Source organism: Corallococcus interemptor (genome assembly GCF_003668875.1).
GTDB classification, from domain to species: domain Bacteria; phylum Myxococcota; class Myxococcia; order Myxococcales; family Myxococcaceae; genus Corallococcus; species Corallococcus interemptor.
Genome location: NZ_RAWM01000059.1, coordinates 14,645 through 30,932, shown reverse-complemented (window position 1 = coordinate 30,932; position 16,288 = coordinate 14,645). Strand labels below are relative to the sequence as shown.

Sequence of the window (16,288 nt, the reverse complement as noted above, 5' to 3'; positions counted from 1 at the left end):
GACGGGCTGGACCTGAGGGATGCCAGCGCCGGGAGGGCAGAGCGGCTGAGGCTCATTCACGGATGACTCCCTGCAGTGGAGTGACAATGGCAGGCTTGCAGTTGCCGCCAAGCTTTGCGTAGTCCTTCATCTGTCCCTGAACCGCCTCCAGTGGGTTTTCTTTCGACCAACGGGTGCAGGGGAACTTGAAGTCATAGATGCACTGGACTCGCTGAGGCTGTCCGGAGGCATGCAGAACGATGTCCGGCTTCATGGAGCCCTCCCACTCGCTCGTCAACGCGTACTTGCCGCTCCTCGATTCGAGGCCGAAGCGTGGCTCGATGGAGACTTGATCGGGATAGAGCTTGAGGACTTCTCGCTGAACACAGGCGAAGGCCACCGCGTGTTTCAAGGTGCCCAACTCCATCTGCCGCGTGAGGGGCTCGCCTTTGCGATTCCTGCCAACCACCCGCTTGCACTCAGCGTCGTCCGGGATCTTCCCCTCGCCGTACTCGCGTTCGTTGACGACGAGGTTCGCCTCCTTCGAGCACTCCACCAACAGGTGCTCGATGCGGGCCACGTCCGCCGCGTCCAGGACCTTCATCGCGGCTCCCGCGGTGGCCGCGGCCCTGGCGGCCTGGTCCACCCACGGGAGGAACGCTTCGTCTCCTGGCTGCGTGTAACAGGTGGGATTGCGCAGACAGCCACTGGTCGCGGTGTCCGTGGTCTGCGCGTAGCGCGCCGGACCTGAAACACACGACACGCAGAGCAGTGCCGCCACCAGCCAGCGGCCATCAATCATCGTCTTCGCCCGCGTCATGCGCCGCCGCGTTGAAGAGGCCGAAGCCTCCGGCCTCTTCACTCGAAATGTCCGCCCGGCGCAGGGCAGGGGAGTCCTGCGTCTGCCCCACCGCCATCCACCGGGGTGCGGCCAGCAGCACGCCGTCCTTCGGCAGCTCCGGCAGCAGGTGCTCCAGGTCCCCGAGGATGAACTCCGCGTGCCCCACGCCCTCCGGCTCCGGCAGCCCCTCCGGGGGATGCCACTCCCCTCCGTCCAGGTGCCCGAACGGGAAGCTCCCCGTGCCGCTCGCGCCCCCGTACCCTCCCTCCAGCAGCTGCCGCGTCCGCGCCTCGCTCCCCGTCACCGCCGGCAGGCACACGCGCACCAGCCAGTCCCAGGTCGCCGCGCCCTGCTCCACGGGCCAGTCCAGCTCCACCGCGTCGTCCGCCTTCGCCAGCAGCGCGTCGAGGTACGCACACGCCGCGCGCGGTCCCAGCACGCCGCCCCGGCGGGCCTCCTCCACCGCCTCCGCCCACAGCTCTTCCCGGTAGTAGTGCGCGAAGTAGAACCCCGGCTCGTCCCACTCCGGACGCGCGCCCCGGGGCAGCTTCGCCAGCACCAGCCCGCTCGACAGGTACGCGGGCCCCGTGGCCCGGGGATGGAACTGGCTGAACGCCAGCCGGAACACCTTCACCGCCAGCCCCGCCTCCTCCGTCGCCTCCAACCCCTCCGGACACCCCGCCCGCAGGTGGAAGTCGTCGAAGCGCAGGAACACCTCCACCCCCATCCCCACCGCGCTCTGACACAGCGCCTCCAGGCACGCCGCCAGTGGATGCCCCCCATGCACCGGCGCCTCCCACACCGCCGCCAACACCGTGCCGGACTCCACCCGCAGCGACAGCCGCACCCGGCCGCCCTCGAACGGGGCCTCGCCGTGCCGGACGTCCTCCCCGTGAAGCGCGCCCCGATGTTCCTGCCCTGGAGTCGTCATGCTAGGCACCCATCCTTTCCCACACGTCCCCTCCAGGCCAGGAGCCCCATGTCCGAGCCCTCCCATCCGCGCGACGGCGACTTCGAGCTCGTCACCCTGCGCAACGGCCACCGCGCCGTGCGCCACCTGGGCCATGGCGAGGTCATGCACCCCGCGGTCGGCCCGTGGCAGGAGGCCCTGCGCCTCTACGTGGACCAGCCCGGACTCGCGGACCGCCTGAAGCAGCCCGGCCCGCCGCTCGTCATCCACGACGTGGGCCTGGGCGCCGCCACCAACGCCGTCGCCGCGCTCACCCGCGCTCGTGAGCTGGGCCCGGACCGCGCCCGCGACCTGCACGTCGTCAGCTTCGAGGTGGACCTGGCCCCGCTGAGGCTCGCGCTCGCGGACGCGGAGGGCTTCCCCTTCCTCCAGCCGTTCCGCGACGCCTGCGAAGGCCTCATGAAGCACGGCACCTGGAGCGAACCCGGCATCCACTGGGAGCTCAAGCTGGGGGACGCCGTGCCCTTCTTGGAGTCCGAACTGCCCCCGGCGGACCTGGTCTTCTTCGACCCGTTCTCACCCGCGTCCAACCCGGACATGTGGACCGAGGGCGTGCTCGCCCGGGTGCGCCGGCACTGCCGCGAGGACGGGGAGGGGGCCCTGCTGATGACCTACAGCGCGGCCACGCCCACCCGCGTCACGCTGCTGCTCGCGGGGTTCTACGTGGGCGCCGGTGTTTCCACCGGCACCAAGGGGGAGACCACCGTGGCCTCGACCCGCTTCGAATCCCTGGCCGCCCCGCTGGGGACCCGGTGGCTGGAGCGCTGGGAGCGCTCGTCCTCCCGGGCCCCGCACGGGGGCACCCTCACGCCTGAGGTCGAGCGTCGCCTGCGGACCCATCCTCAGTGGCGCTGAGCGCCGTCTCGACGGGGGCCTCGCTCCAGCGCAGGTGGAACGTGGCCGCCGTGCCGTCGAACTCCTCCGGCAGCGCCACCACCCGCCAGCCCCCGCACAGCGCCACCGCGCGCGCCAGCAGCCCCGCCGCGAACGTCGGCTGATCCGCCAGCACGTCGTTCATCCACAGCTCCAGCGACGTCGCGCCGCGCTCCACGATTTTGACTTCACTGAAGTTGTTGCCGGCGCGAAAGCCCACGTCCGCCCGCAGCAGCATCCTCCGGGGGCCCGCCAGCCGGCCCACGCCCAGGAGCGCCCGGCCAAAGAAGGTGCCGAAGTAGGCATCCATGAAGCGCTCGCCCAGCGAGTAGTACGCGGCCTCCGCCGGCACGCCGCCATAGACGTGGCCCGCCGCGATGCGCAGGAACTCCCGCCACTGCTCCAGGGTGTAGGTGCGCTCCAGCTTTTTGTCGAGGTCCAGCCCCGCCCGCTTCAGGTGCTCGCGGCACGCGGGCGTCAGGCGGTTCTCCAGCGCTCGGACGAACAGCGCGTCCACGGTCTGGGCGAAGACAAGCTTCTCAGGATTCATGCGGAGCACCCTACACGAAGCCCCCCATGCGATGCTCCCCCACCTGTGTACTGACGTTCAGTGCCGCGCCCCCCGAGTGTCAGGAAGCTGGCGCGCGCCGTACGCCTCGCAACTTCCGGGTGTTTTCAGACCCCATGTTGACCGCCCGCGCCACGAGCTCGCGCAGCCACTGGTGCGCGGGGTCTCCGTCGAAGCGCTCGTGCCAGACCTGGAGGATGTCGAAGGGGGGCAGGGCGATGGGCGGGGGGAAGACCTTGAGCGCGTAAGCCTTGCTGAACGCGTCGATGAGGCGGCGCGGCGCGGTGAGGACGTGGTCGGAGCGCGACACCACCAGCGGGGCGATGAGGAAGTAGGGCACCCGCACGGCGATGCGGCGCGGGGGCAGCCCCTGCCGGGCCAGGGCCAGGTCCACCGCGCCCACGCCGCCGCCCTTCGGGCTGATGAGGACGTGGGTCAGCTTCAGGTAGGTGTCCAGGTCCAGCTTGCGGCGCACGGTGGGGTGGTCCTCGCGCACCACGCAGACGAAGTCCTCGGTGAGCAGCTTCTGCTGGCGCAGGCCGGGCCCGGACGGCGAGGGCGCGACGATGATGGCCAGGTCCACCTCGCCCGTCTCCAGGTGGCTGGAGAAGGTGGTGCTGTCCACGTGCAGCACGGACAGGTCCACGCCCGGGGCCTCGCGGCCCAGCAGCTCCAGCGCGCCCGGCAGCAGCACCGACCCGAAGAAGTCGCGCGTGGCCAGGGTGAAGCGGCGGGTCGCGGTGGCGGGCTCGAAGGGGGGCTCGTCGCGCAGGGCCCGCCGCAGCTCCGCCAGCCCCCGCTTGAGCGGCGCGACCAGCTGCTGCGCCCTGGGCGTCAGCACCATGCCGCCCTGGCCCCGGATGAGGAGCGCGTCGCCCAACAGCTCCCGCAGCTGCGCGAGCGCATGGCTCATGGCGGACTGGGTGAGCCCCACGCGCGCGGCGGCGCGGGTGACGTGCGCCTCTCTCAGCAATGCGTCCAGCGCCACCAGCAGGTTGAGGTTGATGGCGGAGAGGTCCACCTCGGCCGGGGACTCATGAGCGCGGCGCATGGGTGCATGCATAGCATGCAGTGGCCTCATGAGGGGCCTGGGGGCACTGTTCAGCCCATCTCGAAGCCGCTGGAGGCAAACCCCATGTCCATCGTCATCAACACCCCGAACGGCAACATCGGTCGTCCCCTCGTGGAGAAGCTGCTGAAGGAGGGCCGCAAGGTCACCGTCATCTCCCGCACCGCGGAGAAGGTGGCGGACCTGGTGAAGCAGGGCGCGAAGTGGGTGCAGGGCTCCATCGACGAACAGGCGACGCTGGACGCGGCGCTCGCCGGCGCGGAGGAGTTGTTCTGGCTGACGCCTCCCGCCATGCGCCCGGACTTCCAGGACTGGGCGACGGCCACGGGCAGGCTGGCCGCGGAGCGCGTGAAGGCGCACGGCGTGAAGCGCGTGGTCCTCATCTCCAGCATCGGCGCGCAGACCGGGCCGGGCACCGGGCCGGTGTCCGTGCTCAAGTCCATTGAAGAGGCCTTCCAGGCCGCGGCGCCGAACGTCGTCAGCCTGCGCGCGGGCTTCTTCATGGAGAACCTGCTGCGCGACGTGCAGGGCCTGGCGAAGGCGGGCGCCCTCTTCAGCCCCAACGCGGAGACGAAGCGCTTGCCCATGGTCGCCACGGCGGACATCGCGGCCAAGGCCGCCGGGTTCCTGCTGGACACCTCCTGGACGGGCCACCGCTACGTGGGCGTGCACGGGCCCAGGGACCTCACCTACCCGGAGGTCGCGAGCATCCTCACCCAGGTGCTGGGCCAGCCCGTGAAGTACGTGCGCGTGGGGCTGGAGGACGTGCGCAAGGGGATGCTGGGCGCGGGCATGCCGTCGTGGGCGGCGGACACCTTCGTGGAGATGTACGGCGCCGTCCTGGACGGGCGCATGGATCCGGCCGAGCCGCGCTCGAAGGAGACCACCACGCCCACCACGCTGGAGCACTTCGCCAGCACCGTGCTCAAGCCGGCGGTGGAGCGGGCGCGCGCTTCGTGACGGCGTCCGCCCGTTCGGTCGCATAAGGAACGGGAGGGGGAAGGCGTCCGCTGGCCCGTCCCCTTCCTGACAACTGGTGCACGATGGGGGTCTGCCGGAGATTGCTCCGGTACGGCCACCCCACCGAAGAAGAGCGCACCATGGACGAGCAGCGCCCCGCCACGCCCCCGGCCCGGACGGACCCCTCCATCGACCTGCTCCATCAGCGGACCCGTCAGCCGCTGGAGGTCATCTTCTCCCCCCGCAGCGTCGCGGTGGTGGGGGCGAGCGAGCGCCCGGGCAGCGTGGGCCGCACCGTCCTCTGGAACCTCATCAGCAGCCCGTTCGGCGGCACCGTCTACCCGGTGAACCCGCAGCGCCCCAACGTCCTGGGCATCAAGGCGTGGCCCTCCCTGCGCGCGCTGCCGGAGCCCGTGGACCTGGCCGTCATCGTCACGCCCGCGAAGTCCGTGCCGGCCATCATCCGCGAGTGCGCGGAGGTCGGCGTCAAGGGCGCCATCATCATCTCCGCCGGCTTCAAGGAGACGGGCCCGGAGGGCGCGAGGCTGGAGCAGGAGGTGCTTCAAATCGCCCAGGCCGCGAACCTGCGCATCATCGGCCCCAACTGCCTGGGCGTGATGCGCCCCACGAGCGGCTTCAACGCCACCTTCGCCAAGGGCATGGCCCGCCCCGGCAACGTGGCCTTCATCAGCCAGTCCGGCGCGCTGCTCACGTCCATCCTGGACTGGAGCCTGCGCGAGGCCGTGGGCTTCAGCGCGTTCGTCTCCGTGGGCTCCATGCTGGACGTGGGCTGGGGAGACCTCATCGACTTCCTCGCGGATGATCCGATGACGCGCTCCATCCTGCTGTACATGGAGTCCATCGGCGACGCGCGCGCCTTCCTGTCCGCCGCGCGCGAGGTGGCCCTCACCAAGCCCATCATCGTCATCAAGGCCGGCCGCACCGCGCAGGCCGCGCAGGCCGCCGCGTCCCACACCGGCACGCTCGCGGGCAGCGATGAAGTGCTCTCCGCCGCCTTCCGCCGCGCGGGCGTGCTGCGCGTGGACTCCATCGAGGACCTGTTCCACATGGCGGAGGTGCTGGCCCGCCAGCCCCGGCCCTCCGGCCGCAGGCTCACGCTGCTCACCAACGCGGGCGGCCCCGCGGTGCTCGCCACGGACGCGCTGGTGTCCGGCGGCGGTGAGCTGGCCGTGCTGTCCGACGACACCCGCAAGCAACTGGACGGCTTCCTGCCGGCGCCGTGGAGCCACGCCAACCCGGTGGACATCCTGGGAGACGCGGACGCGGAGCGCTACGCGAAGGCCCTTGAAACCACCGGCGCGGACCCCAACAGCGACGGCCTGCTCGTCATCCTCACGCCGCAGGACATGACGGAGCCCACCAAGACTGCGGACCGCCTCAAGGGGTACGCGAAGCTGCCCGGCAAGCCCGTGCTCGCGAGCTGGATGGGCGGCTCGGAGGTCGCCGCCGGCGAGCGCATCCTCAACGACGCGGGCATCCCGACCTTCGGCTACCCGGACACCGCGGCCCGCATCTTCAACTACATGTGGCGGTACTCGGACAACATCGCCGGGCTCTACGAAACGCCCACGCTGGCGGAGGAGCCCTCCGGAGGCAGCGACGTGGCGCGCGCGCTGGTGGATGAAGCGCGCGCCTCCGGCCGCACCCTGTTGTCCGAGTTCGAGTCCAAGCGCCTGCTGGCCGCCTACGGCATCCCCACCGTGGAGACGTGGCTGGCCACGTCCGAGGACGAGGCCGTGGAGAAGGCCCGCGCGCTGGGCTTCCCCGTGGTGCTCAAGCTGAACTCGCTCACGGTGACGCACAAGACGGACGTGGGCGGCGTGAAGCTGGACCTGCGTGACGAGGCGCACGTGCGCGAAGCGTTCCGCGCCATCCGCGACGCGCTCACCGGGCTCGGCCTGTCCGGCGCGTTCCAGGGCGTCACCGTGCAGCCCATGGCGAAGCTGGACGGCTACGAATTGATTCTGGGCAGCAGCCTGGACGCGCAGTTCGGGCCGGTGCTGCTCTTTGGCGCGGGCGGCACGCTGGTGGAGGTGATGCAGGACCGGGCCCTGGGCCTGCCGCCCCTCACCACCACGCTGGCGCGCCGGATGATGGAGCGCACGCGCATCCACCATGCGTTGAAGGGCGTGCGCGGCCGGGCCCCCGTGGACCTGGCCGCGCTGGAGCGGCTGATGGTGCGCTTCAGCCAGCTGGTGGTGGAGCAGCCCCTCATCCGCGAGCTGGACATCAACCCGCTGCTCGTCTCCGGGGATCGCATCATCGCGCTGGACGCGCGCGTGGTGCTGCACCCGCCGGACGTCAGCGCCGCGTCGCTGCCGAAGCTCGCCATCGAGCCGTACCCGCACCAGTACGCGAAGCTGCTCACGCTGAAGAACGGCGAGCAGCTGCTCGTGCGCCCCATCCGCCCGGAGGACGAGCCCGCCATGGGCCGCTTCCACCAGGCACTGTCCGAACAGACGGTGTTCATGCGCTACGCGGGCCTGATGAAGCTCAGCCAGCGCGTGGCCCACGAGCGCCTGGCGCGCATCTGCTTCAACGACTACGCGCGGGAGATGGCGCTCGTCGCCGAGCGGCCGTCACCGGACGGGAAGGGTGGGGGAGAGATTCTCGCGGTGGGCCGGCTCACGCGCCTGCGCGGCACGAAGGACGCGGAGTTCGCCATCACCGTGAGCGACCCCGCGCAGCGGCTGGGCCTGGGCACGGAGCTCTTGCGGCGGCTGGTGGAGATTGGCAGGGACTGGGGCCTGCGCCGCATCGTCGCGGACATCCTCACGCGCAATCGCGGCATGCAGGCCGTCAGCAAGAAGCTGGGGTTCACGCTCCTGGAACACGAGGAGCTGGCCCCGGACATGGTGAAGGCCGTGAAGGTGCTCAACGGCTGACCGTGCCCGGGGCCCGTACGGCCCTACGGCACTACACGTCGTCGCAGGGCGTGCCCAGCCGCGCGCCCGTGTAGACGCCCAGCTCGTTGTAGATGAACGGCAGGTTCTCGTTCACCGGCACCGCGCGCAGCTTCTGGCGCTTGCTCTTCACCACCCAGAACGACGGCTCCTCGCGGTCCACCACGAGGCGCAGGTCGCCGCCCTGCGTGGAGAAGATCTCGCCCCGCGAGTCGGTGACGACGTTGAGCATCTTCTGCTGCTTCACCTGGCCGCGCTGGCCCGTGAAGATGCGGAAGCTCTTGTTGTCCGCGCCGATGCCGCGCTCCACCAGGTAGTACACGCCCTTGTCGTCGCGCAGCAGCGCGTACGGCTGGAACTTCGTCGGGTTGGGCTGGTAGGTGGCCTTGCGCAGCAGCTCCTTGGCCTGATCCGCCGGCACCGGCTGCTGCGGCAGGCTCTTCTCACCGCAGCTGAGCGTGCACGTCTTCAGGTCGTCGCTCAGCCGCAGATAGGAGACGACGCGGTAGTCCATGCCGCGGAAGTTGTCGTTGGCCTTGGGGTTGAAGAAGCGCGGCTCGAAGAACATGCCCTCCTTGCTGTCGGGGTAGCCCACGGGGGCCACCTGCGTGAACGTCTTGCCGTCCCCGTAGTACAGCTCGCCGTCGTGCTCGGGGGTGTGGGGGATGAGGACCGTGTAGTGGCCCTTGCCGTCCGCGCACACCTGGGCGGACTCCAGCACCATGCGGTCGCGCAGCTTCTGCTCCTGCTTCCAGGGCGGATCCATCGCGAGCGCGGCTTGCGGGGCCAGGACGAGCCCCAGGGCGATGACCATGCGTCGAAGTGTCATTGTCGGTGGGCTTTCGTTCTAGAGGTTGTCGGTGAAGAAGGTGGTGGCCGCGTCCGGCTGGACCGTGTCGCGCTCCGTCACGGACCAGATGACCTTGCGCGCCTCCAGCTTCAGCGCCTGCTGCGCGTCCATGCGGCACTCCACCGTCTGGAGCTTCTCCTGGACGGCGCGCTTCGCCTCGTCCGAGCGCGCGCACAGCTTCTGGAGCGACTCCAGCGCGCCCACGCAGTAGCTGCCGAAGGAGATGTCGTTGATCTGCGCGTCCGTGATGGAGTCCCAGGCCACGGTGGACGTCAGCTTGGAGCCGCACGCCTTGTTCGTCTCCGCCAGGGCCTCCGCGAGCTGCACCTCCGCCTGGTTCGCCCAGAACTTGCGGTCGAACACGAGCATCCCCTGGTACTTCTTGTCGCCTTCCAGGTCCTGGTAGCGCTCGAAGATCTTCTCCACCTTCAGCGCGCCCGTCTTGCCGGTGTCCGGCTTCAGGTGCGTGTAGCCCGTGTGGTTCACGTCGCTGAAGATGAGGTCCTCGTAGCCGCCCCGGTTCTCCACGGAGACGAAGCGCTGGCTGCGGCCGCGCCACTGGGTCCAGTAGTGCGTCTTGCCGCGCTCGCTGTTCACCGACGCGACCAGCACCTGGCCGTCCAGCTCGCTCTTCGTGTTGTCGAAGGCCACCAGCGCCTTGTGCGAGTCACCGGGCTCCAGCCCGATGAGGGTGACCCGCTCGCCGGCCTCGTTCGAATACACCTTTCCGCTGACGGGCTTCGTGCCCGCCACCGCGCTGTCGGGCCGCACGCCCCGGGAACACCCCAGGGACAGCGCCACGACGCCCACTGCCAGTAGGACTCTCACGACGACTCCTTGAATGGCGGACGCGCCCCCGCTCTGGAGCTTCCGCGCGCCCGGACGACCCTAGAGGTCGATATCGTACTGCGAACAGTATTGTCGGACCCTGGGACGTTCCGTTGCCGGGACCCGGGTCCATTGCGCCCGCGCATTCGCCAGGTCGTGCTGCTGGCAGTACACGCGGGTGAGCAGGGAGAAGGACAGGCCGGTGATCTTCGTGCGCTGGCTGCGCCGGATGTGACGCAGCGCTTCCGACGTGTTCGACGCGTCCAGCGCCTTCTGCGCCGACGCCAGGTCCTCGCGCACGCTGTCCGGCATGGACTCGGCGGCGCTGGTCCGGGGCTTCGGCTTCGTCGTCACCGTGGGCGGCTCCGCCACGGGCTGCTGGGGCTCCTCGGGAGCCACTGGCGGATCCGCCGGCGGCGTCTGGGGCTCCGGCTCCACGGGCTTCTTCGCCTCCACGGGCTGCGTCACGACCGCGACGGGCGGGGGATTGGCGGCCGGGCTCTTCCAGAAGAAGGCGACCGCGAACGCGATGATGACCGTCAGGCCCACGGCCACGGCCACCGGCCACTTCGCGCGGGAGGGGGCCAGCGGCTGCGCGGGCAGGGACGCAGTCTGGGGCCCGGAAGGCGGGGGAGGCGTGTCGTGGCCAGCGTGGGGGCGCATGCCCACCGTGGGGATGTGCTCCTCGCGGTCCGGCGGACGCGGCGCCGACGGGGCCGTGGGGCTCACGGGGCGCGAGCGCTGCTCCGGCTTCACCTCCGAGAGCGTCTGGAGCGGGCTGCCCGTCAGCTCCAGGATGAACGCGCCCACGTCCGGGTAGCGGTCCTCCGGCTTCTTCGCCATGGCGCGGGAGATGGCCGTCACCATGTGCGGCGGCGTCCCGGGGGCCAGCGACAGGAGCGGCGGCGGCTCCAGGTGGACGATCTGGTAGATGAGCTCCGCGACGTTGTCGCCGGAGTAGGGCGGCCGGCCGGCGAGCATCTCGTAGACGATGCAGCCGAACGCGAAGAGGTCCGTGCGCGCGTCCACGTTGCTGTTGTGGCCCATGGCCTGCTCGGGGGCCATGTACTGCGGCGTCCCCATCAGCACGGAGTCCAGCGTCATCACCGTGCGTGCGTCCACGAGCTTGGAGATGCCGAAGTCGAGCAGCTTCACGCGCTCGCCCACGACGCCGCCCGCCTCCGTGGGCACCAGGAACACGTTGCCCGGCTTCAGGTCGCGGTGCACCACGCCCGCGCGGTGCGCCGCCTGGAGCGCCGCGCCCATCTGCCGCGAGATGGAGATGACGTCCTCCAGCGGCAGCTGCTTCTGCTTGCGCAGCCGGCGCGACAGGCCCTCGCCGCGCAGGTACTCCATCACCATGAAGGGCGTGCCGTCCTCCAGGGTGTCGAAGTCCAGCACCTCCACGATGTTCGGGTGCCCCAGCCGGGAGGCGATCTCCGCCTCGCGCCGGAAGCGCACCGCCACCTCTTCCGACAGCGCCTCCGCGCCGTGCAGCACCTTGATGGCGACCTGCTTGCCCGGCAGGCGCAGGTGGCGCGCGAGGAACACCGCGCCCATGCCTCCCCTGCCCAGCACGGTGCCAATCTCATACGTGGAGCGCAGGACCCGGCCCGTCGTCAACGGCTCGCTCTGCGCGGAGGTCGGTTCGGTTGGCTTTTGCATCGGCGGTTTAAATTCCTACTAAACCGGGCCGACACGATTGGAAAGCACCTGGGTCGAATCCCCCCTCACGGGTCGTCTGAGTCAGCTCGGGCTCTCAGGTTCTGAGAGCCCGAGCTGTATTTTTATCCCGCGACGGAAAGTGACGCGCGCTACGGCATGGCCGGCGGCAGCACCAGGTCCGACTGGATGGCTTCGGCTTCGTCGATGTGCTGCTGCACGGCCTGCCGCTCGGCCAGGGCCTCCTGGGCCAGGGCCTCACTGGAGACTTGCGGCGACAGCAGGCTGTCCGCGAGGAAGGCGGTGCGCGCGTGCGCGTTCAGCTGCGCGCTGATCAGCGCCAGGTCGAGCGCGGCGCCCTTGGCCGGTGCGTCCGGCCCCTGGAGGATCAGCATCAGCTGCTGGACCTCCGTCTGCAGTTGGAGGCTCAGCGGGCTGTCCTCGGGCGTGATGCCCTCGGCCGCGAGCAGCGCGTCCAGCCGTTGTTTCACGGCGGTGTGCTCCGTCACCATCTGGTTGTTGAAGTCCCGCACGGCCTCGTCCGTGGCGAGCGGCGCGGCGTACTGCCCCAGCATCACCTCGCCCTCGTTGGCCACCTGCAGGACGCGGGCGATCTGCGCGTCGGTGAGCGTCAGGTTCACGCCCGCGTCGGTGCCCGCGTCCGGCAGCTGCTGCTGCGGCACGTCCTGCGGCACCGGGTCCTTGCTCGCGTCGCTTCCACACCCGTACCCCAGCGCCAGCGCACCCGCCAGCAGCGTCCCCATCCAGAATTTCGCTGTCCGCATGTTGAACCCCCCCATGAATGTCGCGGAGGCAGGATGGGAAGCCGCTGCGTCCGCGGCCATTCGCGCCTGAGCCGTTGCCAGTGTGCCCGGGTGCACAGGCCGGGCAGGCAGGGGGGCCTGGGCATGGCTCCAGGCCCCATGTCTGCCTTTCGGGAGTGGGTTGCGCCATTTCTCATACTTTGAAATTCGCAAGCCATGTTTCATGAATTGTTGACACTGAAACAATCTTTGTTGTTCCGTTGTCACGGATGACAGTAGCCCAGCGGATCACAGTTCTGTCGCTGCACCAGGGCTCCGCGAGCATCGTCCGCGCGCTGGTGCCCCACTTCGGGCTCCCTCCGGCGGAGCTTGCCGCGCGGCTGTTCCGCGCTCCGGCGGTGCTGGCGGGAGGCCTTCCGGCGGAGCTCGCCCGGGGGCTGTCGGAGGTGCTCGGCAACGCCGGCCTTCGCGTGGTCGTGGAGCCGGATGACGCGCCCCTTCCTCCACCCGCCGGGCGGACCTACGACGTGGCGCTGTACCCGCGCGACGCCGGGCGCTTCCGTGAGGTGTGCGCGGAGCTGGCCTTGGTCCTGGGCTGTCCCCTGGCGGACGCCGCCGCGGCGCTCTGCGCCACGCCGCCCACGGTGCTGGGCTCCGTCTCCCAGGCCACGGTGGACGCGCTCCAGGCGCGCTTCGCCCCGCTGGGGGCGGAGGTGGACGCCAGCCATCCGCCCACGGCCCGCTATGACGTCTTCGCCACGGACGCGGTCAGCCTCGCGGTGGTCCGCTCGGTGCTCGAGGCCCAGGGCGTGACTCCGGGGGAGCCTCCGCTGGTGGCCCGCGACCTCTCGCACGAGCAGGCGGAGCGCGTGTGGAAGGAGCTGGGCCCACGGGGTGGGGTGCGGCTGCTGGACCATGCCTTCCAGCGCTTCGACGTCAGCCTCCTGGAGGCCCCCGCCGACGCCGGCTTCGCGGAGTTGCTGGTGCGTGAGACCGGCATGCCGCAGGCGCTGGTGCCGAAGGTGCTCAAGCGGCTGCCGGTGGTGCTGCACACGGGACTGTCGCGCGCGGACGTGGTGGCGCGCACCGCGCCCCTGGAGGCCGCGGGCGCGAAGCTGGCCGTGCAGCTCATCAACTTCCGCAGCTTCCGCGTGACGGTGGAGGACTCGAAGGATCCCGCCGTGGCCGCGGAGGTGCTGTCCCCGGCGCTGGGGCTTTCCGCCAGCGAGACGCGCACCGCGCTCTCCCGGCTGCCGCATACCTTCCCGCACGCGGTGGGGGACACGCGCGCACGCTGGCTCGTCGCGGAGCTGCGGGCGCGGGGCACGCGCACCGCCCTGGTGCCGCAATGAGCGCCCTCGCGCTGCACTTCCGCGTGGCCGAGCAGGGCAAGGTGCTCGCGCTGGCCGGCCGGCATGACGAGGCGCTGCGCCATTACCGCGAAGCGCTGCGGCTGGCCGCGCTCCAGGGCGGCTCCGACGTCTGCCAGCGTCACTATGCGTGGTGCGTGCTCGAGTCGCTGGAGCGCTCGGGGGCCCACGAGGCCGTCATCTCCTTCTGCCAGCGCGTGGAGGCCCACTACCAGCAGCAGCCCCCCGCGACGGAGCTGGCCGTCCAGGACCTGGCCGCGCACCACGAGCGGCACGGGCTGGCGCTGGCGAAGCTGGGGCGCCTGTCGGAGGCGCGCACGCGGCTGGAGTCCGCGGTGGCGCTGGCCGGTGCCGGGCGGCTCCCGCTGTCGGAGCGGGTGCTGGGCTGGGCGCGGTCCGGGCTGCACGTGGACGCGCGCCGCATCTCGCTGGAGCAGGACCGTCACGCCTACTGGGTCGTCCGTCCCGACACTGTTCGTCCCGAAGTCGCCGTCGCACTTCCTCCCGCTGCTTCACCTCTGGGGTAGACCATGCCGAAAGCAGGGAAGATCCTCGCGGATCTCAACATCTCCGATTTCATCCGGGACATGGGGCTCGCCATCGCCGAGGCCCAGGAGAAGCTGGACACCAACAGCGTGGATCAGACGCTGCGCATGGGGCGGACCGTCCTGCCCGGCATGACGCAGAACCTGCTGTCGCTGGGGCTGCGGCCGGCCTTCTACCACTTCCAGTACGCCGACCTGGAGGTGAACCTCAACGTCTACTACTCGACCACCATCGACGCGGGCGCCACCTTCAACTACGACAACGAGAACGCATCGAGCGCGTACAGCCTCGAGACGTCCTCCGCCAGCGGCAGCGCCACCCTCACCGTGCAGGACGGCGAGGGCATTCCGCCGTACGCCTGTCTGGCCTTGGTGGCCAACGCGGCGGGCCACCTCACGGTGGGCACCACCAGCTACGCGCTGGATGGCGGCGTGGGCCCCAACACGACGGGCCTGGCCGTCACCCGCCAGGACACGCTGTGGGAGACGGCGCAGGAGCTGCTCGTGGCCCTGCGCGACAACTCCGTCTGGACCAACCAGTCCGCGGGGGACCTGCAGGGCGTCTTCATGGACTGGGAGATGCAGTCGGGCGTCACCGCCAGCACCAACCGCCCGGACCTCTACGCCATCGACCGCTCGGTCATCACCGTGCGGACCTCGCCGCAGGCGGCGCCCGGCGACAACCTGGTCATCGCGCGGCTGGGCGGCGTGACGCCCGCGCCCGCGCTGCTGCTGCCGGCCACCAGCGGCACGCGCTACACCAGCGCCGCGGCGACGGTGGGCGCGGCGCTGGCGGACATCGGCCAGCAGGTGGATCCGGCGGGCTTCCTCGTCGTCTCGGGCGGCGACTGCAACCGGGCCATCTACTTCGACAGCGACGTCCACGACGTGCCCACCACCTCCCACGGCACGGACCGCGAGCCCTCCGCCGTCCTCGACGCGGTGGCCGCGCTGTTGCTGGAGACGCCGTCCGCCTCGCTGGAGCTGGAGGGCTGGGCGGACCAGCGCACTCCGCCGGCCCCCGGCTACAACCAGCGCCTGTCCCAGAAGCGCGCGGACTTCGTCCTGCGTGCGCTGACGTCGCGGGGCGTGCCGGCCAGCAGGCTCAAGGCCCGGGGCATGGGCGCGACGGTCAGCTTCAGCGGCTCCGACCTGGCGGCCAACCGGCGCGTCGTCTTCCAGTTCACCGGCGTGCCCGCGGCGCTGGTGGCCCGCACCATCGCGGCCACGGCCGCCTTCGACCCCACGGGGACGGACCGGGAGGCCCGCATCGTCCCGCGCACGCGCGCCGCGGCGAACGCGCCCACCACGGCCGTCGTCACCTTCCGCGGCACGGACTTCACCCAGGGCACCGCCGCCCAGGGCACCACCTTCGCGGTGGGCGCCACCGCCGAGTCCACCGCCGCCAACCTGGCCCGCGCCATCCGCGACGCCAACGCCAACACCGCGTTCGGCGCCTTCGCGCGCGGTGACCGCGTCTACCTGTACGGCACTGGTGACCACGCCCTGTTCACCCTGTTCGCGCGCACGCACACCGCGCCGGCCCTGTCCGCCGCCGGCTCCATCCGCGTGGCCCGCCGCTTCGGCGATGGCCGTCCCCCGGCCTCGCCCCAGCCGCGTGACACCGTCGTCATCGACAACGTGCAGCTGGTGGCGGTGGAGGCCGGCGCCGCCCCGCAGCCAGGGCAGTTCGCGCTGGGCGTGACGTCCGTGGACACGGCGCGCAACCTGGCCGCCGCCATCACGCAGGGCTCCAGCTCCGGCGTGCTGGCCGCAGGGCTCCAGGCCCAGTCCGCGGGCAGCATCGTCACCGTCTCCGGCCCGTCCGGCACCATGCTGGGCACCAGCAACCCCGCCGCCTTCCTGCTGTCGGGAAACCGCATCGCCGGCAAGCCGTCAGCGGACCGCGAGGAGAGCTCCGAGCGCGAGCTGCGCGCCCTCAACGTGGATGCGCACCTGGCCGTGAAGTACGAGCTGAGCGTGTCCGGCAGCTCGACCATCAAGGCCCGCATGGTGGCCGTGCCCGCGCCGCCCCAGTTCCTCCAGGCCATCGGCGACTACCTCGAACGCTGGTACCCGTAAGGA

The 16,288-nt window shown here is 70.9% G+C and carries 14 protein-coding genes; 6 read left to right on the top strand and 8 right to left on the bottom strand.

What is annotated here, in order from left to right; genetic code table 11:
• Window positions 1–52 precede the first annotated feature (52 nt).
• Window positions 53–799 carry a hypothetical protein gene (locus D7X96_RS21260; protein WP_147468360.1) on the bottom strand — a complete coding sequence of 249 codons (747 nt, stop codon included), beginning with the start codon at window positions 797–799 and terminating at the stop codon, window positions 53–55.
• Entirely contained in the window at window positions 774–1,751 is a 978-nt protein-coding gene (locus tag D7X96_RS21255) for a hypothetical protein (protein WP_121770570.1), read from the bottom strand. The genes D7X96_RS21260 and D7X96_RS21255 overlap by 26 nt, the downstream gene beginning before the upstream one ends.
• Window positions 1,752–1,799: 48 nt before the next feature.
• Here D7X96_RS21255 and D7X96_RS21250 point away from each other — a divergent pair, with 48 nt between their 5' ends.
• Window positions 1,800–2,645, top strand: a complete 846-nt coding sequence (locus D7X96_RS21250) for a tRNA (5-methylaminomethyl-2-thiouridine)(34)-methyltransferase MnmD (protein ID WP_121770569.1) — start codon at window positions 1,800–1,802, stop codon at window positions 2,643–2,645.
• Here the strand turns inward: D7X96_RS21250 and D7X96_RS21245 are convergent.
• A complete protein-coding gene (locus D7X96_RS21245) occupies window positions 2,596–3,213 on the bottom strand; it encodes a DUF2378 family protein (protein WP_120551102.1) in 618 nt (205 codons plus the stop codon). The genes D7X96_RS21250 and D7X96_RS21245 overlap by 50 nt on opposite strands.
• 79 nt (window positions 3,214–3,292) lie before the next feature.
• Entirely contained in the window at window positions 3,293–4,282 is a 990-nt protein-coding gene (locus tag D7X96_RS21240; protein ID WP_244219673.1) for a LysR family transcriptional regulator, read from the bottom strand.
• Between the two features lie 84 nt (window positions 4,283–4,366).
• Here D7X96_RS21240 and D7X96_RS21235 point away from each other — a divergent pair, with 84 nt between their 5' ends.
• Entirely contained in the window at window positions 4,367–5,260 is an 894-nt protein-coding gene (locus D7X96_RS21235; RefSeq protein ID WP_120551100.1) for an NmrA family NAD(P)-binding protein, read from the top strand.
• A 140-nt stretch (window positions 5,261–5,400) separates the two neighbouring features.
• Window positions 5,401–8,166, top strand: coding sequence for a bifunctional acetate--CoA ligase family protein/GNAT family N-acetyltransferase (locus D7X96_RS21230; protein ID WP_121724135.1), 2,766 nt, complete (start codon window positions 5,401–5,403; stop codon window positions 8,164–8,166).
• 31 nt (window positions 8,167–8,197) lie between these two features.
• Here the strand turns inward: D7X96_RS21230 and D7X96_RS21225 are convergent, their stop codons facing one another.
• From D7X96_RS21225 to D7X96_RS21210, 4 genes are all read right to left on the bottom strand, one after another.
• Window positions 8,198–9,013: a hypothetical protein gene (locus D7X96_RS21225; RefSeq protein WP_233609996.1), complete on the bottom strand. Its 816-nt coding sequence runs from the start codon at window positions 9,011–9,013 to the stop codon at window positions 8,198–8,200.
• Between the two features lie 18 nt (window positions 9,014–9,031).
• On the bottom strand, window positions 9,032–9,862 hold the full coding sequence (locus tag D7X96_RS21220) for a hypothetical protein (RefSeq protein ID WP_147468359.1): 831 nt from the start codon (window positions 9,860–9,862) through the stop codon (window positions 9,032–9,034).
• Window positions 9,863–9,922: 60 nt separating this feature from the next.
• On the bottom strand, window positions 9,923–11,527 hold the full coding sequence (locus D7X96_RS21215) for a serine/threonine-protein kinase (protein WP_121724130.1): 1,605 nt from the start codon (window positions 11,525–11,527) through the stop codon (window positions 9,923–9,925).
• Between the two features lie 149 nt (window positions 11,528–11,676).
• Window positions 11,677–12,309, bottom strand: a complete 633-nt coding sequence (locus tag D7X96_RS21210; RefSeq protein ID WP_121770567.1) for a DUF4142 domain-containing protein — start codon at window positions 12,307–12,309, stop codon at window positions 11,677–11,679.
• 248 nt (window positions 12,310–12,557) lie between these two features.
• On the opposite strand from D7X96_RS21210, the gene D7X96_RS21205 reads away from it, so the two are divergent.
• Genes D7X96_RS21205 through D7X96_RS21195 form a run of 3 tightly spaced genes read left to right on the top strand, consistent with a single transcriptional unit; the run spans window position 12,558 to window position 16,285 of the window.
• The gene (locus tag D7X96_RS21205) at window positions 12,558–13,640 is read left to right on the top strand and encodes a hypothetical protein (RefSeq protein ID WP_120551094.1); all 1,083 of its coding nucleotides are present in this window, start codon (window positions 12,558–12,560) and stop codon (window positions 13,638–13,640) included.
• Window positions 13,637–14,185, top strand: a complete 549-nt coding sequence (locus tag D7X96_RS21200) for a peptidylprolyl isomerase (RefSeq protein WP_120551093.1) — start codon at window positions 13,637–13,639, stop codon at window positions 14,183–14,185. The genes D7X96_RS21205 and D7X96_RS21200 overlap by 4 nt, the downstream gene beginning before the upstream one ends.
• Before the next feature lie 3 nt (window positions 14,186–14,188).
• On the top strand, window positions 14,189–16,285 hold the full coding sequence (locus tag D7X96_RS21195; RefSeq protein ID WP_121770566.1) for an OmpA family protein: 2,097 nt from the start codon (window positions 14,189–14,191) through the stop codon (window positions 16,283–16,285).
• The last annotated feature ends 3 nt before the right edge of the window (window positions 16,286–16,288 follow it).

Coding starts and splice junctions, on each gene's coding strand:
- D7X96_RS21255 (WP_121770570.1), bottom strand. CDS start 1,751: ATGACGACTCCAGGGCAGGAACATCGGGGCGCGCTTCACGGGGAGGAC.
- D7X96_RS21230 (WP_121724135.1), top strand. CDS start 5,401: ATGGACGAGCAGCGCCCCGCCACGCCCCCGGCCCGGACGGACCCCTCC.
- D7X96_RS21205 (WP_120551094.1), top strand. CDS start 12,558: ATGACAGTAGCCCAGCGGATCACAGTTCTGTCGCTGCACCAGGGCTCC.
- D7X96_RS21200 (WP_120551093.1), top strand. CDS start 13,637: ATGAGCGCCCTCGCGCTGCACTTCCGCGTGGCCGAGCAGGGCAAGGTG.
- D7X96_RS21235 (WP_120551100.1), top strand. CDS start 4,367: ATGTCCATCGTCATCAACACCCCGAACGGCAACATCGGTCGTCCCCTC.
- D7X96_RS21215 (WP_121724130.1), bottom strand. CDS start 11,527: ATGCAAAAGCCAACCGAACCGACCTCCGCGCAGAGCGAGCCGTTGACG.
- D7X96_RS21260 (WP_147468360.1), bottom strand. CDS start 799: ATGACGCGGGCGAAGACGATGATTGATGGCCGCTGGCTGGTGGCGGCA.
- D7X96_RS21250 (WP_121770569.1), top strand. CDS start 1,800: ATGTCCGAGCCCTCCCATCCGCGCGACGGCGACTTCGAGCTCGTCACC.
- D7X96_RS21240 (WP_244219673.1), bottom strand. CDS start 4,282: ATGCGCCGCGCTCATGAGTCCCCGGCCGAGGTGGACCTCTCCGCCATC.
- D7X96_RS21195 (WP_121770566.1), top strand. CDS start 14,189: ATGCCGAAAGCAGGGAAGATCCTCGCGGATCTCAACATCTCCGATTTC.
- D7X96_RS21245 (WP_120551102.1), bottom strand. CDS start 3,213: ATGAATCCTGAGAAGCTTGTCTTCGCCCAGACCGTGGACGCGCTGTTC.
- D7X96_RS21210 (WP_121770567.1), bottom strand. CDS start 12,309: ATGCGGACAGCGAAATTCTGGATGGGGACGCTGCTGGCGGGTGCGCTG.
- D7X96_RS21225 (WP_233609996.1), bottom strand. CDS start 9,013: ATGACACTTCGACGCATGGTCATCGCCCTGGGGCTCGTCCTGGCCCCG.